This window comes from Actinoallomurus bryophytorum, assembly GCF_006716425.1.
GTDB classification, from domain to species: Bacteria; Actinomycetota; Actinomycetes; order Streptosporangiales; family Streptosporangiaceae; genus Actinoallomurus; species Actinoallomurus bryophytorum.
On record NZ_VFOZ01000001.1, the window covers coordinates 6870491 to 6888115 of the forward strand.

Below are 17625 nucleotides of genomic sequence, written 5' to 3' on the forward strand. Positions count from 1 at the left end.
GTCCGTGCAACTCCTCGACACCACCACCCCGCGCCCGCCGGCCGACGGGCGCGGGGCGGCCCCCCCGGCATCACCGCGGAAGGCCGGCCTGTGGCGCCGGCTCAGGGCCGCGAGGTGGAGCTACCTCTACCTCGTACCGCTGATGGCGCTCCTGCTGACCTTCGTCGTCTATCCGATCTTCGGCTCGCTCGCGTACACCTTCTACCGCTGGAACGGCATCGGCTCGCCCGAGGACTTCGTCGGTCTCGGCAACTTCCGCCAGATCGCGCACGACTCGATCTTCTGGCGAGCCGTCGGCCACACCTTCGTGTACGCGATCGTCGTGGTGCCCGTACAACTCGTGCTCGCGCTCGTACTCGCGCTGGTGCTCAACAACAAGAAGCTGCGTTTCTCCGCCTTCTACCGCACGCTGTTCTTCCTGCCGGTGGTCACCTCGCCCGCCGTCGTCGGCGTCGTCATCCAGCTCCTGGTCTCCAACTTCGGCGACACCTTCAACAACTGGCTGCTGGACGCCCACCTCATCGGCCAGCCCGTCGACTGGCTCGGCAGCCCGAAGACCGCGCTGGGGATCATCATCCTCGTCGGCGTCTGGCAGACCCTCGGCTACAACCTCGTCTACTTCCTCGCCGGTCTGCAGACCATCCCCGAGGAGGTCTACGAGGCGGCGAAGATCGACGGCGCGGGTCGTTTCCGCACGTTCACCCACATCACCGTACCGCTGCTGCGCTCCGTCGGCCTGATGATCGTCATCCTGGCCTTCATCGGCTCGTTCCAGATCTTCGACCTGGTGCAGGTGCTCACCGGCGGCGGCCCGTACTTCGGCACCGAGGTGGTCAACACCTACATCTACCACCTGGCCTTCGGCGGCAACCAGGCTCAGGCCACCGAGCCGGACGTCGGCCTGGCCTCCGCGGCCTCCTTCTTCTACGGCCTGCTGCTCATTAGCTTCTCGGTGCTGCAGGTGCTCATCTTCCGGTCCATCGCCAAGCGCCGCGCCGCCGGGCGCGCCTGAAAGGGGCAGCCACATGGCAGTCCTGGTCTCCCGAGCCCCGCGCGGCCGTACGCCCGCGCGCCGCCGCGCGGCGGTCCGCCGTACCGCGGGCCGGTCCCTGACCCATCTGCTGCTCCTCGGCGGCGGCCTCGTGTGGCTGTTCCCGTTCCTGTGGACGCTGGGCAGCTCCTTCAAGAGCTCCGACGGCTTCTTCGCCAAGGGCCTCAACCCGCTCCCGGACGGTGCGCACGCCTCCAACTACACCAGCGCCTGGAAGGAGGCCTCCTTCGGCAGCTACTTCGTCAACACGGCGGTGGTCGCGGCCGGCGCGGTCATCCTGACCCTGCTCGCCACCTCCATGGCGGGCTACGTCCTGGCCCGTACGGACTTCCCCGGGCGCAAGGCGTGCATCGGGCTGATCTCGGTGACGCTCTTCCTGCCGCACGGCTACACGATCATCCCGATCTTCGACATCGTGCAGAAACTGCACCTGCTCAACACCCTGTGGTCAGTGATCATCGTGCAGTCCGCCAGCGGCCTGGTCTTCGCCACCTTCCTGTTCATGGGCTACTTCTCCACCATGGAGCGGGACATCGAGGACGCGGCCAGGGTCGACGGCGCCGGCTTCCACCAGATCTTCTGGCGCGTGATGCTGCCGCTGTCCGGCCCGATGATCGCCACCGTCGGCCTGTTCACCTTCATCAGCGCCTGGAACAGCTTCTTCATCCCGCTGGTCTTCACCCTCTCCAAGCCCGAACTGCGCACTCTGCCGGTGGGGATGTACGCGTTCCTGGGCCAGAACTCCACCGACTGGACGTTCCTGTGCGCCGGCTCGGTGATCTCGCTCGTACCGATCGTGGTGATCTTCCTGCTGCTGCAGCGCTACTTCGTCAACGGCCTGGCCGGCGCCGTCAAAGGTTAGAAGGGATCATCCGTGCCCCTCCGCCTCGCCATCCTCAGCTTCTGGCACGTGCACGCCCGTGACTACGCCCGCCAGGCGTCCGAACACCCCGGCACCGAGATCACCGCCGTCTGGGACGAGGACGCCGTACGCGGGCGCGCCTGGGCCGGCGACCTCGGCGCGCGCTTCCACCCCGACCTCGGCGGCCTGCTCGCCCGCGACGACGTCGACGCCGTGGTCGTCACCTGCCCGACGACCGCGCACCGCCAGGTCATCACGGCCGCGGCGGCGGCCGGCAAGCACATCTTCACCGAGAAGGTCCTCGCCCCGACCCCGGCCGAGTGCGCGGAGATCATCGCCGCCGCGGACAGGTCCGGCGTCGCGCTGATGCTCGCGCTTCCCCGGCTGTACGAGGGCTACACGACGGCCATCCGCAAGGTGCTGGCCGACGGCGAGCTCGGCCGCCTCACCCTCGTCCGGGTCCGGCTGTCCCACGGCGGATCGGTCGGCGAGGGCACGCTCCCCGAGCACTTCTACGACCCGGCGGCCACCGCGGGCGGTGCCCTCGTCGACCTCGGCTGCCACCCCATGTACCTGGCCCGGCTGTTCCTCGGCCGCATGCCCGAGACCGTGACCGCGTCCTTCGGCCATGTGACGGAGCGCGCCGTCGAGGACAACGCCGTCGTGGTGCTCCGCTGCGCGGACGGCGCCCTCGGCGTGGTGGAGGCGTCCTTCACCGCGCCGGCCTCCCCGTTCTCCATCGAGCTGCACGGTTCCGGGGGATCCCTGGTGTACGGCACGCCCGAGCCGAAGCTGCTGCTGGGCACCGCCGGCGCCTGGCGCGAACTCCCCGTACCGCCGCGCACCGGCACACCCTTCGACCTGTTCGTACGCCATGTCGCCGATGGCACCCGTGATGAGGAGAACCTCGCCCTCGGCCTGGACCTGACCCGCCTGACGGCCGCGGCCACACGCGGCAGCCGCGAGGAAGGAACCCGCCTTTGACCATCTCCATCGGCCTCATCGGCACCGATCACCACCCCCGTACCTACGCCGGCTTCGTGCGGGGGATACGGGACCGCTCGCGGCCGGTGCACACCCACGAAGAGGGCACGGACGTGCTCAAGATCATTCTCGCGGCCTACCGGTCCGCGCGGGAGAAACAGGAGATCAAGCTGTGACGGGGTACCAGATCGGCGACTTCGACTTCGACCTGCGGCGGGGCGTCGCCGAGACGCTGTGGACCACCAGTGGCTGGTCCACGGCGGCGCTCGCCCCGGGCACGGTGTGCGGCGTGGGCGCCTGCTATGCCCCGCCGTACGCCGCCCCACTGGCCCGGCTGGCCGTCGTACTCGAAGCGGACGGCACCCGCATCACCGACACGGGCGCGCCGGGCATGCACGGCACCGGGCTGCTGCCCGCCGGCGGAACCTGGCGGCTGGACGGCATCGAGAGGCGCGGCACGTACCATCGCCGGCACGAGGGGCGGCTGGTGTCGCTGCTGGTGCGCTCGGAGCTGACGCCACTGCACGGACGCGCCGGCTACGCGCTGCGCGTCGTCGTGCGCAACCGCTCCGGACGGGCGCTGACGCTGCGCCTGCTGCCCGAGCTGACGGCCGGGCCGGTCGGGGAGGTGCCGCTGGGGCAGTGGGGCTGGATGCCGCCGGAGCCCGCGGCGGCACCGGACCAGGCGTCGCTGGTGCACGAGCCGTCGTCGGCGGCGATCGAGCCCGGGGACGAGGCCACCTTCGACCTGGCGGTACTCCTCGACGGCGGCGGTCCGGGCGGCTCCCCGGGCGAATGGGCGGGGGAGTCCCGCGCCCTGATCGGGCGGCGCACCGCCGGTGCCCTGGAGCGGATACCGAGGCTGACCACGGACGTGCCGGGCCTCGACGCATACTACCGCCGCTCGCTCGCCAGCGGCCTGGTGTGCCTGTGGGACAACCCCGCCTTCGCCACCGTCCCGTTCCCCGCCACGTCCGGCATCGACGGCGGAGCGCTGTGCGCGTACGCCTGGGACACCGGCGGCTACGCACCCCACACTCTCGCGCTGCTGCTCGGCTGCGGCGTCGCGGACGTCCTGGAGGCGATGATCAAGGGCGACCTGACGGACCACTACGCCATCGCGCCCGACGGCAGCGGCACCGGTGTCGCGTACGCGTACAGCGGCTGGTCGCTGGTGACGCTCGCACACGCCGCCGCCTGCCACGACGGGATCGCTCCCGACCTGGTGGCGCGGCTGCACGAGACGGAGGAACAGCTCGCGCTGCGCTTCCCGGCCGTGGGGGAGCTACGCGACTACGGCGCACAGGAGAACCTTCTGGAGATGCGCTCCACCGGCTGGGAGCACGTCGTCGCCAGTCCGAACGCCGAGCGGGCCTGGAGCCTCGAACTGCTGGCGGAGCTGACCGAGGAGTGTGACGCCCCGGTGCCGGCGGCCCCGCTGCGGGCCCAGGCGGAGCGCATACGGGGGGCCGTCGCGCACGACCTGTGGGACGCGGAGGCGGGCTGGTTCCGCAGCCGCTACCCCGACGGGCACACCGAGCTCGCCTACTCCGTGCAGGCCTACGACGCGTTGCGGGCGGGTGCCTGCACGCCGTCGATGGCGACGGCGCTCCTGGCGCACCTGCGCGACGGCGCCTTCCTCGGCCCGTACGGCGTGAGCAGCGTCTCCGCCGAGGACCCGCTGCACTACGAGCTGGGCGACGTGGACTGGTCCGGCGGTGGCGCCTACACCGGCGAGACGCCGCAGCTGGCACTGACCCTGTGGGAACGGGACGAGCCGCGGCTCGCCTGGGACGTGCTGCGCCGGGTGCTGTGGATGGGCGGGCACTTCCCGTACTTCCCGCAGGACCACTACTGCGACCGCCCCGCCGCCCCGCCCCGCGGCCGGCGGGCCAACGTGATCGCCGGGCTGACCGGCGCGGAGGCGGTACTGCTCGGCCTGGCGGGGATACGGCCGCGGGTCGACGGCGCGCTCGACGTGATGCCTCCCGCCTGGCTCCCCGGCGTACTGGAGCTGCACGGGCTGCACTACCGCGGCCACGAGATCGACCTCAAGCTGTCGGCCGGCCACTGCGAGGCGTCGGTGGACGGCCGCGTCATCCACTCCGGGGCACCCGCCCCGCTGCGCATTCTGGGAGAGCCCGATGAGTGACGTCCTCGACCGATTCGACCGCGACGGCTACGCCGTCTTCCGCGAGGTCATCGACCGGGAGCTGGTGGAGGAGGCGGCCGGCCACGTCGACTGGCTGCAGCGCCACCACCCGGACCTGCGGCCCGAACAACTGGGCCACACGCTGCTGCGCGACGACCCGTTCTGGCTGCGGCTGATCTCGGACGACCGGCTGCTGGACATCGCGGAGACCTTCATCGGCCCGGACATCGCGCTGTTCGCCTCGCACTACATCAGCAAGCCGGCGTACTCCGGGCAGCCGGTGCTCTGGCATCAGGACGCGGCGTTCTGGCCGCTGGAGCCGATGCGGGTGGTCACGCTCTGGCTGGCCGTCGACCACTCCGAGCCGGAGAACGGCTGTGTACGCCTGGTCCCCGGCAGCCACCGCGGCGACATCCAGGCGATGCGCGCCAACACGGCGGTGGACAACGTGCTCGGCGAGGAGATCGCGGCCGACGTGGACGAGTCGGCGGCCGTCGACATGGTGCTGGCACCGGGCGACGTCGAGGTGCACCACCCGAACATCGTGCACGGCAGCAACGCGAACACCTCGCCCCGGCGGCGGTGCGGGCTGACCATCCGCTACATCCCGACCTCGACCCGCATCACGGCGGAGGAGCAGCCCTTCCCGAGCGCGTTCCACCTTCGCGGCGCACCCGGCGTGAACGCCTACCAGCCATGGCCCATCTTCGACCCGGCCCGGCACTACCGCTTCACGGACGCGGAGGCCGCGGGGGAGTAGGAGCAGGCTGGGGGCGTGCGACTCAGGCCGGGCTGTCGCGGGCCAGGGTCAGGTAGTCGGCCAGTTCTCGCCATTGGCCGGTCACAGCGGCAGGCTCCCCGGACATCGCGGATGGGTCGTCGTGCCAGGCGTCCCGCACACCGGCGGCGATAGCGCTGTCGTTCGCAGTGTCTGGATCTGGCCGGCATTCAGGTGGCGGCGCAGGGTGTGCTCGCTGTCCGGTCCGGTCCCGCCGATCGCCTGCAGCGCTTCGAGCAGCGCGGCCGTCGATGCCTGGTCGATCGACAGCTCGCCGCCGAGGTGCAGCGCCGTACGGTCGGCCCGCCGGCCTCGGCGAGCGGGCCTACCTTCCAGGTCGCAGGAACAGTCATGAGGCAACGACGCATCCTCACGCCGCGTGAGGATCAAGGGGCCATGTCGGCGAGTGCCGATACTTCCCGAACAGGTCCTACGGCCACAGTTGAGGACAGACCTGTGGGTCGGTGTAGTCGGGGACGCCGTCCCGTAGGCGTACGAGGCGGTCGTTGCCGTGGCCGGCCGTGCCGGGGCGGTGGCGGTTGTCGCCGGGCTGCAGGTGGATGGCCAGGGAACGCCGCGGTCCGGTCCCGTGGTTGGGGCCCGAGCCGTGCACGGTGCGGCAGTGGTGGAAGCTGACCTGGCCGCGCCGCATGCGGGTGTGGCGGATGTCCAGGGTGTGTCCCTGGCGGGTGATCTCTTCCTCCAGGGCGGCCAGGTCCTGGGAGAAGAAATCCAGGCCGGAGACGTCCCAGCGGTGGCTGCCGTCCACGAAGGAGACCGAGCCGCCGGTCTCGTCCACGTCGTGGAAGCCGACCCAGGCGGTCAGCATCTCCTCGCTGGTGCACGGCTGCCAGTACTGGCGGTCGGTGTGCCAGCCCACGTTCGCGGCCGTGTCCGGGGTGTCGACGGGCTTGTACAGCAACTGGTCGTGCCAGAGGCGGATGCCGTCCGCGCCCGCGAGCCTGGCGGCGGTCGCGGCGAGGAGCGGCTGGGCAACGAGCCGCGCGAGCTCACGCACATGCAGGGAGGCGTAGTCGTGCTTGCGCAGGCCCTCGGCGGGAGGCGGGGTCCAGCCGTCGTCGGGGGTGTCGAGGTCGCCCGCGTAATAACGGGCCATGCCGCGCTCCGCGGCGTCCAGGACCTCGGGGGGCAGCAACACCGGGGAGATCCACCAGCCGTGCCGGCGGTAGAAGGCGATGTCCTCGGGCCCCGGAAGCAGGGTCTCGTCGATCGCGGGCTTGGTCATGTCAAGGTCTCCTCAGGGTGAGAGCCGTGCCGTCGAGCCGCGTACGACCAGGCTCGTCGGCAGTGCGGCGTGCCGGGTCTCGCCGTCCGGGTCGGCGATCCGCCGCAGCAGCAGGTCGACCCCACGGGCGCCCATCACGTCGAGGGGGATGTGCAGCGCCGTGAGCGCCGGGTGGATCGTGCGCGCCATGAACGTGTCGTCGACCGTCACCAGGCTGAAGTCCCGTGGCACCGAGCGCCCCTGCCGGGCCAGGCCGCAGGCGACGCCGTGCGCCACCATCTCGTTGTGCGCGATGACCGCGGTCGCGCCGCTGGTGGGGACCAGATCCGCGGCCGCCACACCGTTGTCGAAGGTGAGGTCGAACGGGCCCAGCTGCTCGACGAGCTCCACCCCGTGCTCGTCGCAGGCCTCCTGCACCGGCCGCCGGTGCCCGGCCGTACGTGCGGTGCGGGTGCCGTTGACGTACACGATCCGGGTGTGGCCGAGCGCCGCCAGGTGGCGGACCGCGTGCCGCATGCCGGTCGTGAGCTCCGCGTAGGCGCTGTCGGCCTCCGGCAGCCGGGCGCCGATCAGCGCCGCCGGGCCGGCCTGCGCCAGCTCACGAAGCATGTCGTCGGTCATCCGCGGGCCGGCGAGCAGCAGGCCGTCGGTCTGGTCGGCCATGGCCTGCGCGAGCTCGAAGCCGTCGGCCGGGTCGTCGCCGGTGTCGGCCAGGAAGAGCGCGTGGTCCTTGGCGCGCGCCCGGTGCTGTACGGCCTTGATGATCTCCGCGTAATACGGGTTGACCACGTCCGGCACCAGCAGGCCCAGCGTCCGCGTGCGGCCGCGGGCGAGCGAGCTCGCCGCCCGGTTGGGTGTGAAGTCCAGCCGCCGGGCGACCGCGAGCACCCGCTGCCGGGTGTCGGCTCGTACGGTCTCCGGCAGGTTGAAGACACGCGAGACGGTGGATGCGGACACCCCCGCCTCGCGTGCCACGTCGGCCATGGTGGCATTCACTTCATGCGTACCACGTCGTCGATGTCCACCGGTTCACCGTGGGCGAAGGCGGTGTTGGCGGCGAGCCCCGTCGCCAGCGCGAGCGCGCCGTCGACCGCCGTGGCGGTCGGCGCACTGCCGTCCTCGCCCATCTCGCCGTCGAAGAGCGCCCGCAGCATCCGGGCGTCCCCGCCGCCGTGCCCGGCGTGGTCGAACTCCGGGATCTCCACCTCGCGCGGCGGCTGCCACAGCGGCCGTACGAGGACGCGCGCCCCGCCGGCGTTCTCCAGCGCGGTGTCGCCGTGGACGGCACCCTTGGCAGAGGTGAGCTTCGCACGCGGCCGTTGCCACAGGCTCTCCTCGACCTCCAGCTCCAGGCGGCCGCCGGTGCCGTTGAACATCACCCGGTAGCCCTCCCAGGGGGAGTAGGCCGTCAGGTGGTACGACATGGAAGCGCCCGTGTTGTAGCGCACCAGGACCGCCATGTCGTCCTCGATCGTGATGCCGTCGCCGAAGACGTTGCGGTCGCGGTGGTAGCCGTCCTCCTTCTCGGCGTCCAGATACAGGGCGCGCAGTCCCTCGTTGTCCTCCAGGTGCAGGGCGAAGGGGTCGTCCGCCGCGGCGGACGAGCCGTGGGCGCGGTCGTAGCCGCGGCGGTAGCCGGTGCGCTCGCCGTTCTCACGGCCGTAGAAGCCGAGCCGGCCCAGGCCGAAGACCCGCTCCGGGCGTGCGCCCAGCCACCAGTGGACAAGGTCGAAGTGGTGGCCCGCCTTGTGCACCATCAGGCCGCCGCTGTTGTCCCTCTCCCGGTGCCAGCGGCGGAAGTAGTCCGCGCCGTGGCGTACGTCCAGCAGCCACTCGAAGTGCACGGACAGGACGTCGCCGATCGCGCCGCGACGCAGCTCCCTGCGGACCAGTTCGTGCACGGGGTTGAAGCGGTAGTTGAAGGCCACCGACAGGTCGCCGTCGGCCTCGGCGACGGCGTCCAGAATGCGGTTGCAGCGCTGCGCGTCGGTGGTCATCGGCTTCTCGGTCACGACCCGGCAGCCCGCCCGCAGCGCCGGGACGATGTACGCGTCGTGCAGCGCGTCGACGGTGGCGACGACGACGGTGTCGACGCGTTCGGCACGGAGGAGCTCCGCGAAGCCGTCCGGGGTGTAGGTGGCGGCCTGCGGCCGGCCCGCCGCGGCCAGCAGCCGGTTGTGGTGCGCCATGCGCACCGGGTTGGGGTCGCAGAGAGCGGCGATCTCGACATGCTCGCGGCGGGCGAGCCCTTCGGTGAACAGCTCTGCGCGACTTCCGGTACCGACGATGGCGGCACGTGCGTTGACGGTCATCGCTCACCTCCCATTTCTGCAAGCATTGCACGCGCTTGCAGAGTTGCAAACAACTGACCTGTCCTGGACATTACGGTGGACGATCATTGCCGTCAGTGCATAGATTTGGTAGCGCTTGCTCACACCACCCTGGGAGCCCCGCATGGCCCTGTTCGACATGCCCCTCGCCGAGATGCGTGCATACCGCCCCGAGCGCGCCGAGCCCGCGGACTTCGACGCCTTCTGGAGGAGCACCCTGGACCAGGCCGCGGGCCACGACCTGGCGGCGGAGTTCCGTCCGTACGACGCGGCGCTGACCGAGGTCGAGGTGTACGACGCCTCTTTCGCCGGTTGGGGCGGGCACCGCATATCCGGCTGGTTCATCGTGCCGAAGCACGCGGCGGGTCCGGTGCCCTGCGTCATGCACTACATCGGCTACGGCGGTGGCCGCGGCACTCCGCACGACCATCTGGTCTGGCCCGCCTCGGGCCGCGCGGTCTTCGTCGTGGACACCCGGGGCCAGGGCGCGACCAGCGGCAACAACGCCGGCGCCACCGCGGACCCCGACGGCGGCGTGCACCCGCAGAGCCCGGGCTTCATGACCCGCGGCATCCTCGCCCCGGAGCACTACTACTACCGCCGGGTCTTCACCGACGCCGTCCGGGCGGTGGACGCCGCGAAGAGTCACCCCGCCGTGGACCCCGGCCGGGTCTACGTCAGCGGCGGCAGCCAGGGCGGCGGCATCACCACGGCGGTGGCCGGGCTGCGCGGCGACGTGGCGGCGGCGCTGGTGGACGTGCCGTTCCTGACGCATTTCCGTCGCGCGCTGGAGATCACGAACGACGACCCGTACCAGGAGATCGTCCGTTTCCTGAAGACGCAGCGGAACGCGGACGAACAGGTCTTCCGCACCCTGTCCTACTTCGACGGCCAGCACTTCGCGGCCCGCGCCGCGTGCCCGGCGCTCTACTCGGTGGCCCTGATGGACCAGACCTGCCCGCCCTCGACGGTCTTCGCCTCCTACAACCACTGGGCGCACCCGGAGAAGTCCATCGAGATCTACCCGTGGAACGGCCACGAGGGCGGCTCGGCGGAACACCGCTCCGTGCAGCTGAGGTGGCTGAAGGGCGTGGGCGGCGTATAGGCGGCAGTACCCCACAAGGGGCGGCGTGGCCCAACGGCGGGGCAATGCCGAATGATGGATCTGGACCATCTCGTTGTACGGCAGGGTCGGGACCGGATACGTGTACGCCGGCGACTACACGACCCCGGAGGAGGCCGAGCGCACCCTGCGCGAGTTCGCCGGGCCGCGGGCGGCGGACCTGGAGGCCAACCACATTCGCATGCGCATCGGGCGCAGCCGCAACTCCTGGGTCGGCGACTGTGTGGCGATCGGGCTGGCCGGCGGGTTCGTCGAACCGCTCGAATCCACCGGCATCTTCTTCAGCCTGATGGACGGCACACGTGCCGCCAAGGAGTCCAGGCGATCAAGGACGAGGCTCAGGAACTGGTCAAGCGGTTGCCCGGTCACTACGAGTACCTGGCCCGGATGCACTGAGCCGGCGCCCGGCCTCGTGATCATTCGCCCGCGGCCGCATCCCCGGAGCGACAGGGGCCGGTGCCGAAGATCGGCATTTTGATCACCGGCCGGTAGTGATCGTCACCAGGCCCGGCAAAGGGGCCCGGTCATGCCGCCTCCCGGCCGCGCACTAGTGGTGACGTCGAGATGTGATGCGGCACTCCTAAGGAGCTCAGATGATCTCGTCGTTCGGCAAACGTGCCGTGGCCGCCGCCACGGTCGCCGCACTCGGCGGCCTCGGCGTCGCCGTGGCCCACACACCCGCGCGCGCCTCCGGCTTCTCCACGGCCTACACGTGCGCCCTTCCGCTGCTGGGACCGAGAGCCGCCATCCTCGACGGCTGGCTGACCTCGCCGGGCCAGGCGGCAGTCAACGGGACGGCCGCCTTCCGGTTGCACATCGCACGACTGACCCTGAACTCCCCGGTCCCCATCGACTCCTGGAACGCCTCCGCGTCGATCGGTGTACGCGGCGCCGAGAGCTCGTCGTTCCGGGTGTCGGGCTCGGGGGGAGTCGTACCGGCACGGCAGCCCCTCTCCGGTGACCTCATCGGCGACTGGGCACCGACCCGGCGCGGAACGGACCTGCTGAGCGTCAACAGCATCACGATCAGCGCGAACACCGCCACCACCGGGACCATCACGGCGCAGTGCGTACCGAGCGAGGCCCGCCAGGCGAGCGAGATCCTCACGGTCTTCCCGCCGTACGCCACCGGCGGGAACCGTCCTCACGGGGTGCGGTACCACCAGGGCTGGAACCGCCCGCACCGCGCGGTCTGGTACCGGGTAGCCGGACGGCCGCGCCACGACGGCCCGGCGCGCCACTCGCGCGACGATCGCTGACCTGATTTCGAGCTGGGCGTTCTCGGGCCGGCCCGGGAACGCCCAGCGGCGTTCAGGCGGGCATTCGCAGATGTCTTTCGTGGAACAGACTCCTGAGCGTGGTCTCCCCGTATTCAGTCGCAGCAGGCCGGGAACTCGGCGAGGAGCTCTGTTCCGCCTCCCGCCGGGCTGACGATCTCCAGGGTTCCGTCGAGTGCCTCGACACGGTGGACGAGACCGATGAGCCCCGATCCGCGGGATGGATCGGCGCCTCCGACCCCGTCATCGCCTATGACGAGGCGGATGGTGGAGCCGCTGGTGAGCTCGACATGCACTTTGGAGGCGTGGGCATGCCTGGCGGCGTTGGCCAGGGCCTCACAGGCGATGTAGTAGACGGCCAGCTCGATCTGCGCCGGCAGCCGGCGGTAGGACAGGTCGAGGTCGACGGTGATCGGGCAACGGCATGCGAGCGCGGCGAGCGCGGGCCGGATGCCGTGCTTGGTGAGGGCGGGGGGACGGAGTCCGCGAGAGATGTCACGTAGCTCCGTCATGGCGTCGGCCAAGGCGGTGGCCGTTCGGGCGAGGCGTGGCTTCAGGGTGAGGGGTGCGATGGCCTCGATGTCCACCAGCTCGAGCCCGATCGAGATGAGGCGCTGCTGGGCCCCGTCATGCAGGTTACGGTCGATCTGGTGGCGGGTCCGGTCGGCGATCTCGATGATGCGGGCGCGGGCGGTCTTGAGGGCCTGCGCGGAGCGTTCTCTCTCCTGCGCGGTCCGCACGAGTACCTCCAGCCAGGGCAGCACCCGCGCGCGCAGGCGCCGCGATGTCGCTCTGGGCAGCCCGGTGGGGACCAGGAGCGTGGCCGGCGTCCTCTCGTCGTGCAGCGAGAACGCCTCATGCCGTTCGTCGGCGGCGACCTCGCCCAGCTGGAGCGACGCCCAGGGCAGGCCCAGCGCCTGTCGCAGGTGCAGTGCGGTGGCCGCGAGGGACGCTTCCAGATCGGGTCCGCTCAGCATCAGACGGGCCAGCTCGGCGGAGAGATCTGCTTCCCTGCGTGCCGAGAACGCTTCCAGCCACGCCGTGTCGAGGATGCCGTTGATTCGATGAAGGAGATCGGAGCCGGCACGTTGGATGGCGGTGGCAAAACCCACCTCTTCGTCGGAGAGCCTCGTGCTGGGGTTGTCGGCCAGTAGCCGGGCGTAGATGAGCATCGAGGTCAGCGGGGTGAGGAGCTCGTGCGACATCTCGGCCAGGGTCTCCGAGATGCACTGCGACGCCGAACCCGTCGCGTTCTCGGATGGTTCCTCGCACACCGTTCGCGGCTCCGCGTTCGGCCTCCGCGACTCATCGCGACGCTTGTGAGGCCGGTTCACCGGCCACGAGGAAGAGACGCCGGGACGCCCAGGGTCCACGCGCTGGTATCCGTCGAGAGTCCTGCTCATGTCAGATCCTCTTCCTCATCTGTCGGTACATCGCTCTCAACCTGGCGCGACCGAACCATCCAGAGCGTCGGGTTCGCTCCCGGCCTGGGCCGCAGGCGGCGACACCGAACACGGTCGTCGAAGGGGCGATCTTGGCGTATCGCCCATCCGGGCAGTTCGATGTTCTCGTGCCGGGACGGGGTGATCGCCTGTGCCGACACCGCCGATGCGTTTACCCACGTCACAGCGGTTTCATTGATGGGCTGAACCATTGCGGGATGGCGCTCGCGGGTGTTTCCTGACCCCATGGGGGGCGTAGCCTCACCCCGCGTGGGCGGCGCAGGTCTCAAGGAGCTCTCGTGGCCCGGGTATCGCGGCCGCGCGGGTGAGTGGCGCCTTGTCACAAGGCTGCTGAGGGCGGCCGAGGCGGGCCGGGGCGGCGTACTCCTGATCGAGGGCCCATCGGGGATGGGCAAGAGCCGGCTGCTGGCCGAGGCGATCGACGCCGCCGCCGAACACGGATTCATGATCGCCCGTGGCAGAGCCGACGAACTACGCCGCCTGGATCCGCTGGCGCCGCTGATGTCGGCGCTCGGCGAGTCCGCCCGCATGTGGGGACTGCCCGCAGGAGTGACGCCGTCGAACGTCAGTGACCTGCGGATGTGGTTGGTGGACCAGTTGCGGACTCGGCTGGAGGAACGCCTGGTACGCGGCGCGATGCTGGTCACGCTGGACGACCTGCAGTGGGCGGACCCCTTGACCCTGCTGGCGCTGCGATCGCTGGTACCCGATCTGGCCTCGTATCCGGTCGTGTGGATGCTGGCACGCACGAGCGACGACAACGCGGACCTGAACCGGCTCTATGACGTGTTGCAACAGGAAGGCGGCAGCCGGGTGGTCCTGGAGCCGCTGGGCAACGATGCGATCAGCGAGCTCGCCGAAGACGTGCTCGGCGGGGTACCCGAGACCGGCCTGCTCGCACAGGCCGCCGTGGCGGGGGGCAACCCGTTCCTGCTCGTCGAGTTGCTGGGCGGGCTCCGCGACGAGGCGGCCGTCGAGTTGGCCGACGGGCATGCGCGGCTTGTCTCGGAGCGGCTGCCCCGGCTGCCGCGACGAGTTCAGGTGTTCGCGCGAAGCAGCCTGGACCGGCTGTCGCCGCAGGCCCGGCGGCTGCTCCAGGCGGCCGCGGTGCTCGGCCACTCCTTCTCGGTGGACGACCTGGCCGAGTTGCTGGAAGAACCGGCCGGCCAGCTGCTGACGGCGCTCGAGGAGGCCCTGGCGACGCAGATCGTGGTGTCCTCCGACGACAAACTGGCCTTCCGGCACCACATGTTGTGGCAGGCGGTGACGGACAGCCTCTCCCCACCTGTACGCCGATGGTTGCATCTCCAGGCCGGGGAGGTGCTGTTGAAACATGGCGGCTCGGCGGTCCACGCGGCCGCGCACTTCATGGTGCACGCCCGGCCGGGCGACGAGCGGGTGCTCGCCGGGCTCGACCGGGCGGCGCGCGAGGTGTTGCCGTCCTCACCGCGGACCGCGGCGGACCTCGCGATGCGTGCCCTCGACCTCACCGATGTCTCCGACCCGGCCCGATTCGACCGTACGGTGACCGCGGTCGATGCTCTGACGGCCACCGGACAGCTGTCGGAGTCCGCCGAGCTCGCGCGTGCCGGGCTTGGTCATGCGCCGCCCGGTCAGGCCCCCCACCTGCGGCACCAGCTGGCACTCAACCTGCTGTTCAACGGCCGGCCGGAGGAGGCGCTGGTCGAGGTCGAAAGCATGCTCGACCAGCCGGATCTGTCCGATGACCTTCGCGACGCGGCCCAGCTGACCTGGTTCGTGGTGCTCATCGTGCGGCAGGACATCTGGCGTGGCAGGGAGCGGGCGGAGGCCATCCTGGCCGCCCGCGATCATCGCGGCGCCAGTGCCCTGGCCGGGGCGCACGTGCTGCTCAGGAACGTCGCCTGGGCCGAGGGGCGTGTCGCCGACGGGCTCGCTCACATCCGTGAGGCGGCGCGGATCGCGGCCGGAGGGTCGCTCGGCGCGCACAGCGTCGCACCGCGGCTGAGCCTGGCGATCTGCCTGGTGAACGTACGGCAGTTCAAGGAGTCCGAAGACGTCCTGCAAGCCGTCGACGAGGAGATCGGCGCGATGGGCCACACGGTGCAGGCGGCCGGCGCCGCATTCGTACGCGCCTACCTGCGACTGGTCACCGGCCGGCTCAACGACGCCGCGGCCGAGGCGAAGGCGGGGTTGGAGATCGCCGACGAGCTGGGCACACATTCGTTCATCCTCATCGGAGTCATCGTCCTCGCCGTCGTGTCGCTACTCCGCGGAGACCTGCCCGCGGCGGTCCATTACATCGAGCGCTACCACGTCCATGCGACCCAGGGCATGGCGTTCCCCCCTGCCTGGGTGGCCTGGGGGACGGCAGTGGTCGCCGAGGCCCAGGGCGGCCCGAAGGAGGCAATGCGTGTACTCCGTGCCAACTGCCCCGACATCCGGATGTGGCGCTGGCACCTTGTCGTGGAGTCGAATCTCGCCGCATGGGCCACCCGGACCGCGCTGGCCGCAGGAGATCGTCCGCAGGCGAGAACGATCGTCAGCACGATCGAGCGACTGGCCCACGACAACCCCGACTTCCCCATGCTCACCCGCGCGGCGGCACACGCCCGCGGAATCCTCCACAAGGACGCGGCGGCACTCGGCCAGGCCATGGCCGGATTCCGCGACCCGTGGGCACGCGCGTCAGCCGCCGAGGACCTGGGCGTCCTTCTCGCCGGCACCTCCGGCGAACCCGACCACGAGGCCGCCATCCACGGCCTGGACCAGGCGCTCGAGGGCTACGAACAGATGGGCGCGCTCCGCGACGCGGCCCGGGTCCGTGCCAGACTGCGGCGGTTCGGCGTCCGACGCCGCCACTGGGCCCAATCCAGCCGGCCCGAGGCCGGCTGGGACAGCCTCACCGACACCGAACGCAGCGTCGCCACACTCGTCGCCCAGGGACTGACGAACAAACAGGCCGGTGCCCAGATGTTCCTCTCCCCGCACACCGTGAAGTACCACCTCCGCCAGGTCTTCCGGAAACTCGACATCGGCTCACGCGTCGAACTCGCCAGCATCGTCGCCGAGCGCGCGTCGGCGGACGGCGACGCCCGCGGCTGACCTGGGGGAGGAGATCCCGCACGCTGCCGGACCCGGCGGCGGTGCTCAGGTCTCGTCATGAGCGTGCGAGGGCGATCCCGTCAGGCGGCGCTGTCGTTCGGTGGTGGCCAGGTAGAAGGCCCAGGCGAACGCGAAACTGGTGAACAGGCTGGAGACGAAGTACAGCCACGGGCGGCGGATGCCGCGCCTGCGGCCGTCGATGATCGTCATCAGCGGCAGCAGGATCACGTTGCCGATCGTGTAGTCCTGGCCGGCGGAGCTCGCGGCCGGGTTGACGTACATCAGCTTGATGTACTGCGCCCAGCTGCCGTCGCCCCAGATCGGGTTGGCGTTTCCGTCGGCGTACTCCCTCACGAAGCGGATGTTGAAGTACCAGCCCAGCGCGACAGACGCGATGCCGACGGCGTAGTAGACGCATTCCAGCGGCGAGAACAACGAGCCTGTCGCCGGGCGGCGGAAGATCGGCCGGTTGGAGGCGACGAGGAACCAGACGACCGCCACGCCCAAAGCGGCGTGGGCGATGAGCGACAGCATCTCGTCAGCGTCACCTCGGCGCCGAGTTTTGTCAATATTGTCGAAACAGATAAGTTCTGGTGCATGGACAGGTCGCCGCGGACGGTACGCAGCGAACGTACGCGGGAGGCGCTACGGCGCGCCGCCCTGGTCAGGTTCCTGGCCCAGGGCGTCGAGGGCACCTCGGCCGAGCAGGTCGCCGCGGATGCCGGGGTGTCATTGCGGACCTTCTACCGTCACTTCACTTCCAAGCACGACCTGCTGTTCGCCGACTACGACGCCGGCCTGCACTGGTTCCGTGCCGCCCTGGCCGCGCGTCCGGACGGCGAGCCCATCATCGAGTCGGTACGGGCGGCCATCTTCGCCTTCCCGTACGACGTGGAGACGGTCACGCAGATCGCCGCCCTGCGTGCCGAGGCGCTCGACCCCGGACGAATCGTCCACCACATCCGTCAGGTGGAGTCGGATTTCGCCGAGGCCGTCGCCGAGCGGCTCGGTCGCCGGACGGCTGCGGCCGGCGGCACGCCGCTCGCCGAACGACTCGCCGTCACGGTGACGGCGCGGTGCATCGCCGCCGCCGTCTTCGGCGCGATGGAGGTCTGGATGCTGCGCGACGAACGCTCCCTGTCCGAGCTGGCCCAGCTCTGCCACGCCGCGCTCGCCTCGATCGAGCACGGGATGATCGACGGCATGTTTCGTCACTATTGACGAAACATGCCGCCCATGTCAGCCTGCCGACAAGCCAGCGGAACGGGAGGCGGC

At 70.6% G+C, this 17625-nt stretch carries 17 protein-coding genes; 11 read left to right on the top strand and 6 right to left on the bottom strand.

The window, feature by feature from the left end; translation table 11 throughout:
- Window positions 1-4 precede the first annotated feature (4 nt).
- The 6 genes from FB559_RS31950 to FB559_RS31975 are packed head-to-tail and all read left to right on the top strand — an operon-like array spanning window position 5 to window position 5809.
- Entirely contained in the window at window positions 5-1012 is a 1008-nt protein-coding gene (locus FB559_RS31950; RefSeq protein WP_221640272.1) for a carbohydrate ABC transporter permease, read from the top strand.
- A gap of 13 nt (window positions 1013-1025) precedes the next feature.
- Window positions 1026-1913: a carbohydrate ABC transporter permease gene (locus FB559_RS31955; protein WP_141960562.1), complete on the top strand. Its 888-nt coding sequence runs from the start codon at window positions 1026-1028 to the stop codon at window positions 1911-1913.
- A gap of 12 nt (window positions 1914-1925) precedes the next feature.
- Window positions 1926-2897 (top strand): Gfo/Idh/MocA family protein, encoded by a 972-nt coding sequence (locus FB559_RS31960; RefSeq protein ID WP_221640273.1) that lies wholly within the window; start codon window positions 1926-1928, stop codon window positions 2895-2897.
- Window positions 2894-3073, top strand: a complete 180-nt coding sequence (locus FB559_RS31965; protein ID WP_141960564.1) for a hypothetical protein — start codon at window positions 2894-2896, stop codon at window positions 3071-3073. Before FB559_RS31960 ends, FB559_RS31965 begins: the two co-directional genes overlap by 4 nt.
- Window positions 3070-5049: an MGH1-like glycoside hydrolase domain-containing protein gene (locus FB559_RS31970; protein ID WP_141960566.1), complete on the top strand. Its 1980-nt coding sequence runs from the start codon at window positions 3070-3072 to the stop codon at window positions 5047-5049. The genes FB559_RS31965 and FB559_RS31970 overlap by 4 nt, the downstream gene beginning before the upstream one ends.
- Window positions 5042-5809, top strand: coding sequence for a phytanoyl-CoA dioxygenase family protein (locus FB559_RS31975; protein ID WP_141960568.1), 768 nt, complete (start codon window positions 5042-5044; stop codon window positions 5807-5809). Before FB559_RS31970 ends, FB559_RS31975 begins: the two co-directional genes overlap by 8 nt.
- A gap of 81 nt (window positions 5810-5890) precedes the next feature.
- On the opposite strand, the gene FB559_RS31980 is transcribed toward FB559_RS31975, so the two are convergent.
- The 4 genes from FB559_RS31980 to FB559_RS31995 all read right to left on the bottom strand — a co-directional run bounded on the left by FB559_RS31980 (window position 5891) and on the right by FB559_RS31995 (window position 9385).
- Window positions 5891-6187, bottom strand: a complete 297-nt coding sequence (locus FB559_RS31980) for a hypothetical protein (protein WP_141960570.1) — start codon at window positions 6185-6187, stop codon at window positions 5891-5893.
- Window positions 6188-6257: 70 nt separating this feature from the next.
- Window positions 6258-7073 (bottom strand): phytanoyl-CoA dioxygenase family protein, encoded by an 816-nt coding sequence (locus FB559_RS31985; protein ID WP_141960572.1) that lies wholly within the window; start codon window positions 7071-7073, stop codon window positions 6258-6260.
- A 12-nt stretch (window positions 7074-7085) separates the two neighbouring features.
- Window positions 7086-8048 (bottom strand): LacI family DNA-binding transcriptional regulator, encoded by a 963-nt coding sequence (locus FB559_RS31990; protein WP_185792498.1) that lies wholly within the window; start codon window positions 8046-8048, stop codon window positions 7086-7088.
- Window positions 8049-8065: 17 nt separating this feature from the next.
- Complete coding sequence (locus tag FB559_RS31995) at window positions 8066-9385, bottom strand: Gfo/Idh/MocA family protein (RefSeq protein ID WP_141960576.1); 1320 nt, start codon at window positions 9383-9385, stop codon at window positions 8066-8068.
- A gap of 142 nt (window positions 9386-9527) precedes the next feature.
- On the opposite strand from FB559_RS31995, the gene FB559_RS32000 reads away from it, so the two are divergent.
- The 3 genes from FB559_RS32000 (at window position 9528) to FB559_RS32010 (ending at window position 11785) form a co-directional block, all read left to right on the top strand.
- Window positions 9528-10508, top strand: coding sequence for an acetylxylan esterase (locus FB559_RS32000; protein WP_141960578.1), 981 nt, complete (start codon window positions 9528-9530; stop codon window positions 10506-10508).
- Window positions 10509-10575: 67 nt separating this feature from the next.
- Complete coding sequence (locus FB559_RS44930) at window positions 10576-11004, top strand: tryptophan 7-halogenase (protein ID WP_281286342.1); 429 nt, start codon at window positions 10576-10578, stop codon at window positions 11002-11004.
- Window positions 11005-11119: 115 nt separating this feature from the next.
- Window positions 11120-11785, top strand: a complete 666-nt coding sequence (locus FB559_RS32010) for a hypothetical protein (protein ID WP_141960580.1) — start codon at window positions 11120-11122, stop codon at window positions 11783-11785.
- Window positions 11786-11898: 113 nt separating this feature from the next.
- Here the strand turns inward: FB559_RS32010 and FB559_RS32015 are convergent, their stop codons facing one another.
- Entirely contained in the window at window positions 11899-13077 is a 1179-nt protein-coding gene (locus tag FB559_RS32015) for a histidine kinase dimerization/phospho-acceptor domain-containing protein (protein ID WP_185792499.1), read from the bottom strand.
- 438 nt (window positions 13078-13515) lie between these two features.
- On the opposite strand from FB559_RS32015, the gene FB559_RS32020 reads away from it, so the two are divergent.
- A complete protein-coding gene (locus tag FB559_RS32020; protein WP_185792500.1) occupies window positions 13516-16350 on the top strand; it encodes a helix-turn-helix transcriptional regulator in 2835 nt (944 codons plus the stop codon).
- Between the two features lie 45 nt (window positions 16351-16395).
- Here the strand turns inward: FB559_RS32020 and FB559_RS32025 are convergent, their stop codons facing one another.
- Window positions 16396-16884 carry a DUF2834 domain-containing protein gene (locus tag FB559_RS32025; RefSeq protein WP_141960587.1) on the bottom strand — a complete coding sequence of 163 codons (489 nt, stop codon included), beginning with the start codon at window positions 16882-16884 and terminating at the stop codon, window positions 16396-16398.
- A 63-nt stretch (window positions 16885-16947) separates the two neighbouring features.
- Here FB559_RS32025 and FB559_RS32030 point away from each other — a divergent pair, with 63 nt between their 5' ends.
- Window positions 16948-17571, top strand: coding sequence for a TetR/AcrR family transcriptional regulator (locus tag FB559_RS32030; protein ID WP_141960589.1), 624 nt, complete (start codon window positions 16948-16950; stop codon window positions 17569-17571).
- Window positions 17572-17625: the final 54 nt, after the last annotated feature.

Excerpts from the sequence above, each read along its gene's own strand:
- FB559_RS31955 (WP_141960562.1), top strand. The coding sequence starts at position 1,026 with ATGGCAGTCCTGGTCTCCCGAGCCCCGCGCGGCCGTACGCCCGCGCGC.
- FB559_RS31975 (WP_141960568.1), top strand. The coding sequence starts at position 5,042 with ATGAGTGACGTCCTCGACCGATTCGACCGCGACGGCTACGCCGTCTTC.
- FB559_RS31985 (WP_141960572.1), bottom strand. The coding sequence starts at position 7,073 with ATGACCAAGCCCGCGATCGACGAGACCCTGCTTCCGGGGCCCGAGGAC.
- FB559_RS31995 (WP_141960576.1), bottom strand. The coding sequence starts at position 9,385 with ATGACCGTCAACGCACGTGCCGCCATCGTCGGTACCGGAAGTCGCGCA.
- FB559_RS32000 (WP_141960578.1), top strand. The coding sequence starts at position 9,528 with ATGGCCCTGTTCGACATGCCCCTCGCCGAGATGCGTGCATACCGCCCC.
- FB559_RS32010 (WP_141960580.1), top strand. The coding sequence starts at position 11,120 with ATGATCTCGTCGTTCGGCAAACGTGCCGTGGCCGCCGCCACGGTCGCC.
- FB559_RS32025 (WP_141960587.1), bottom strand. The coding sequence starts at position 16,884 with ATGCTGTCGCTCATCGCCCACGCCGCTTTGGGCGTGGCGGTCGTCTGG.
- FB559_RS32030 (WP_141960589.1), top strand. The coding sequence starts at position 16,948 with ATGGACAGGTCGCCGCGGACGGTACGCAGCGAACGTACGCGGGAGGCG.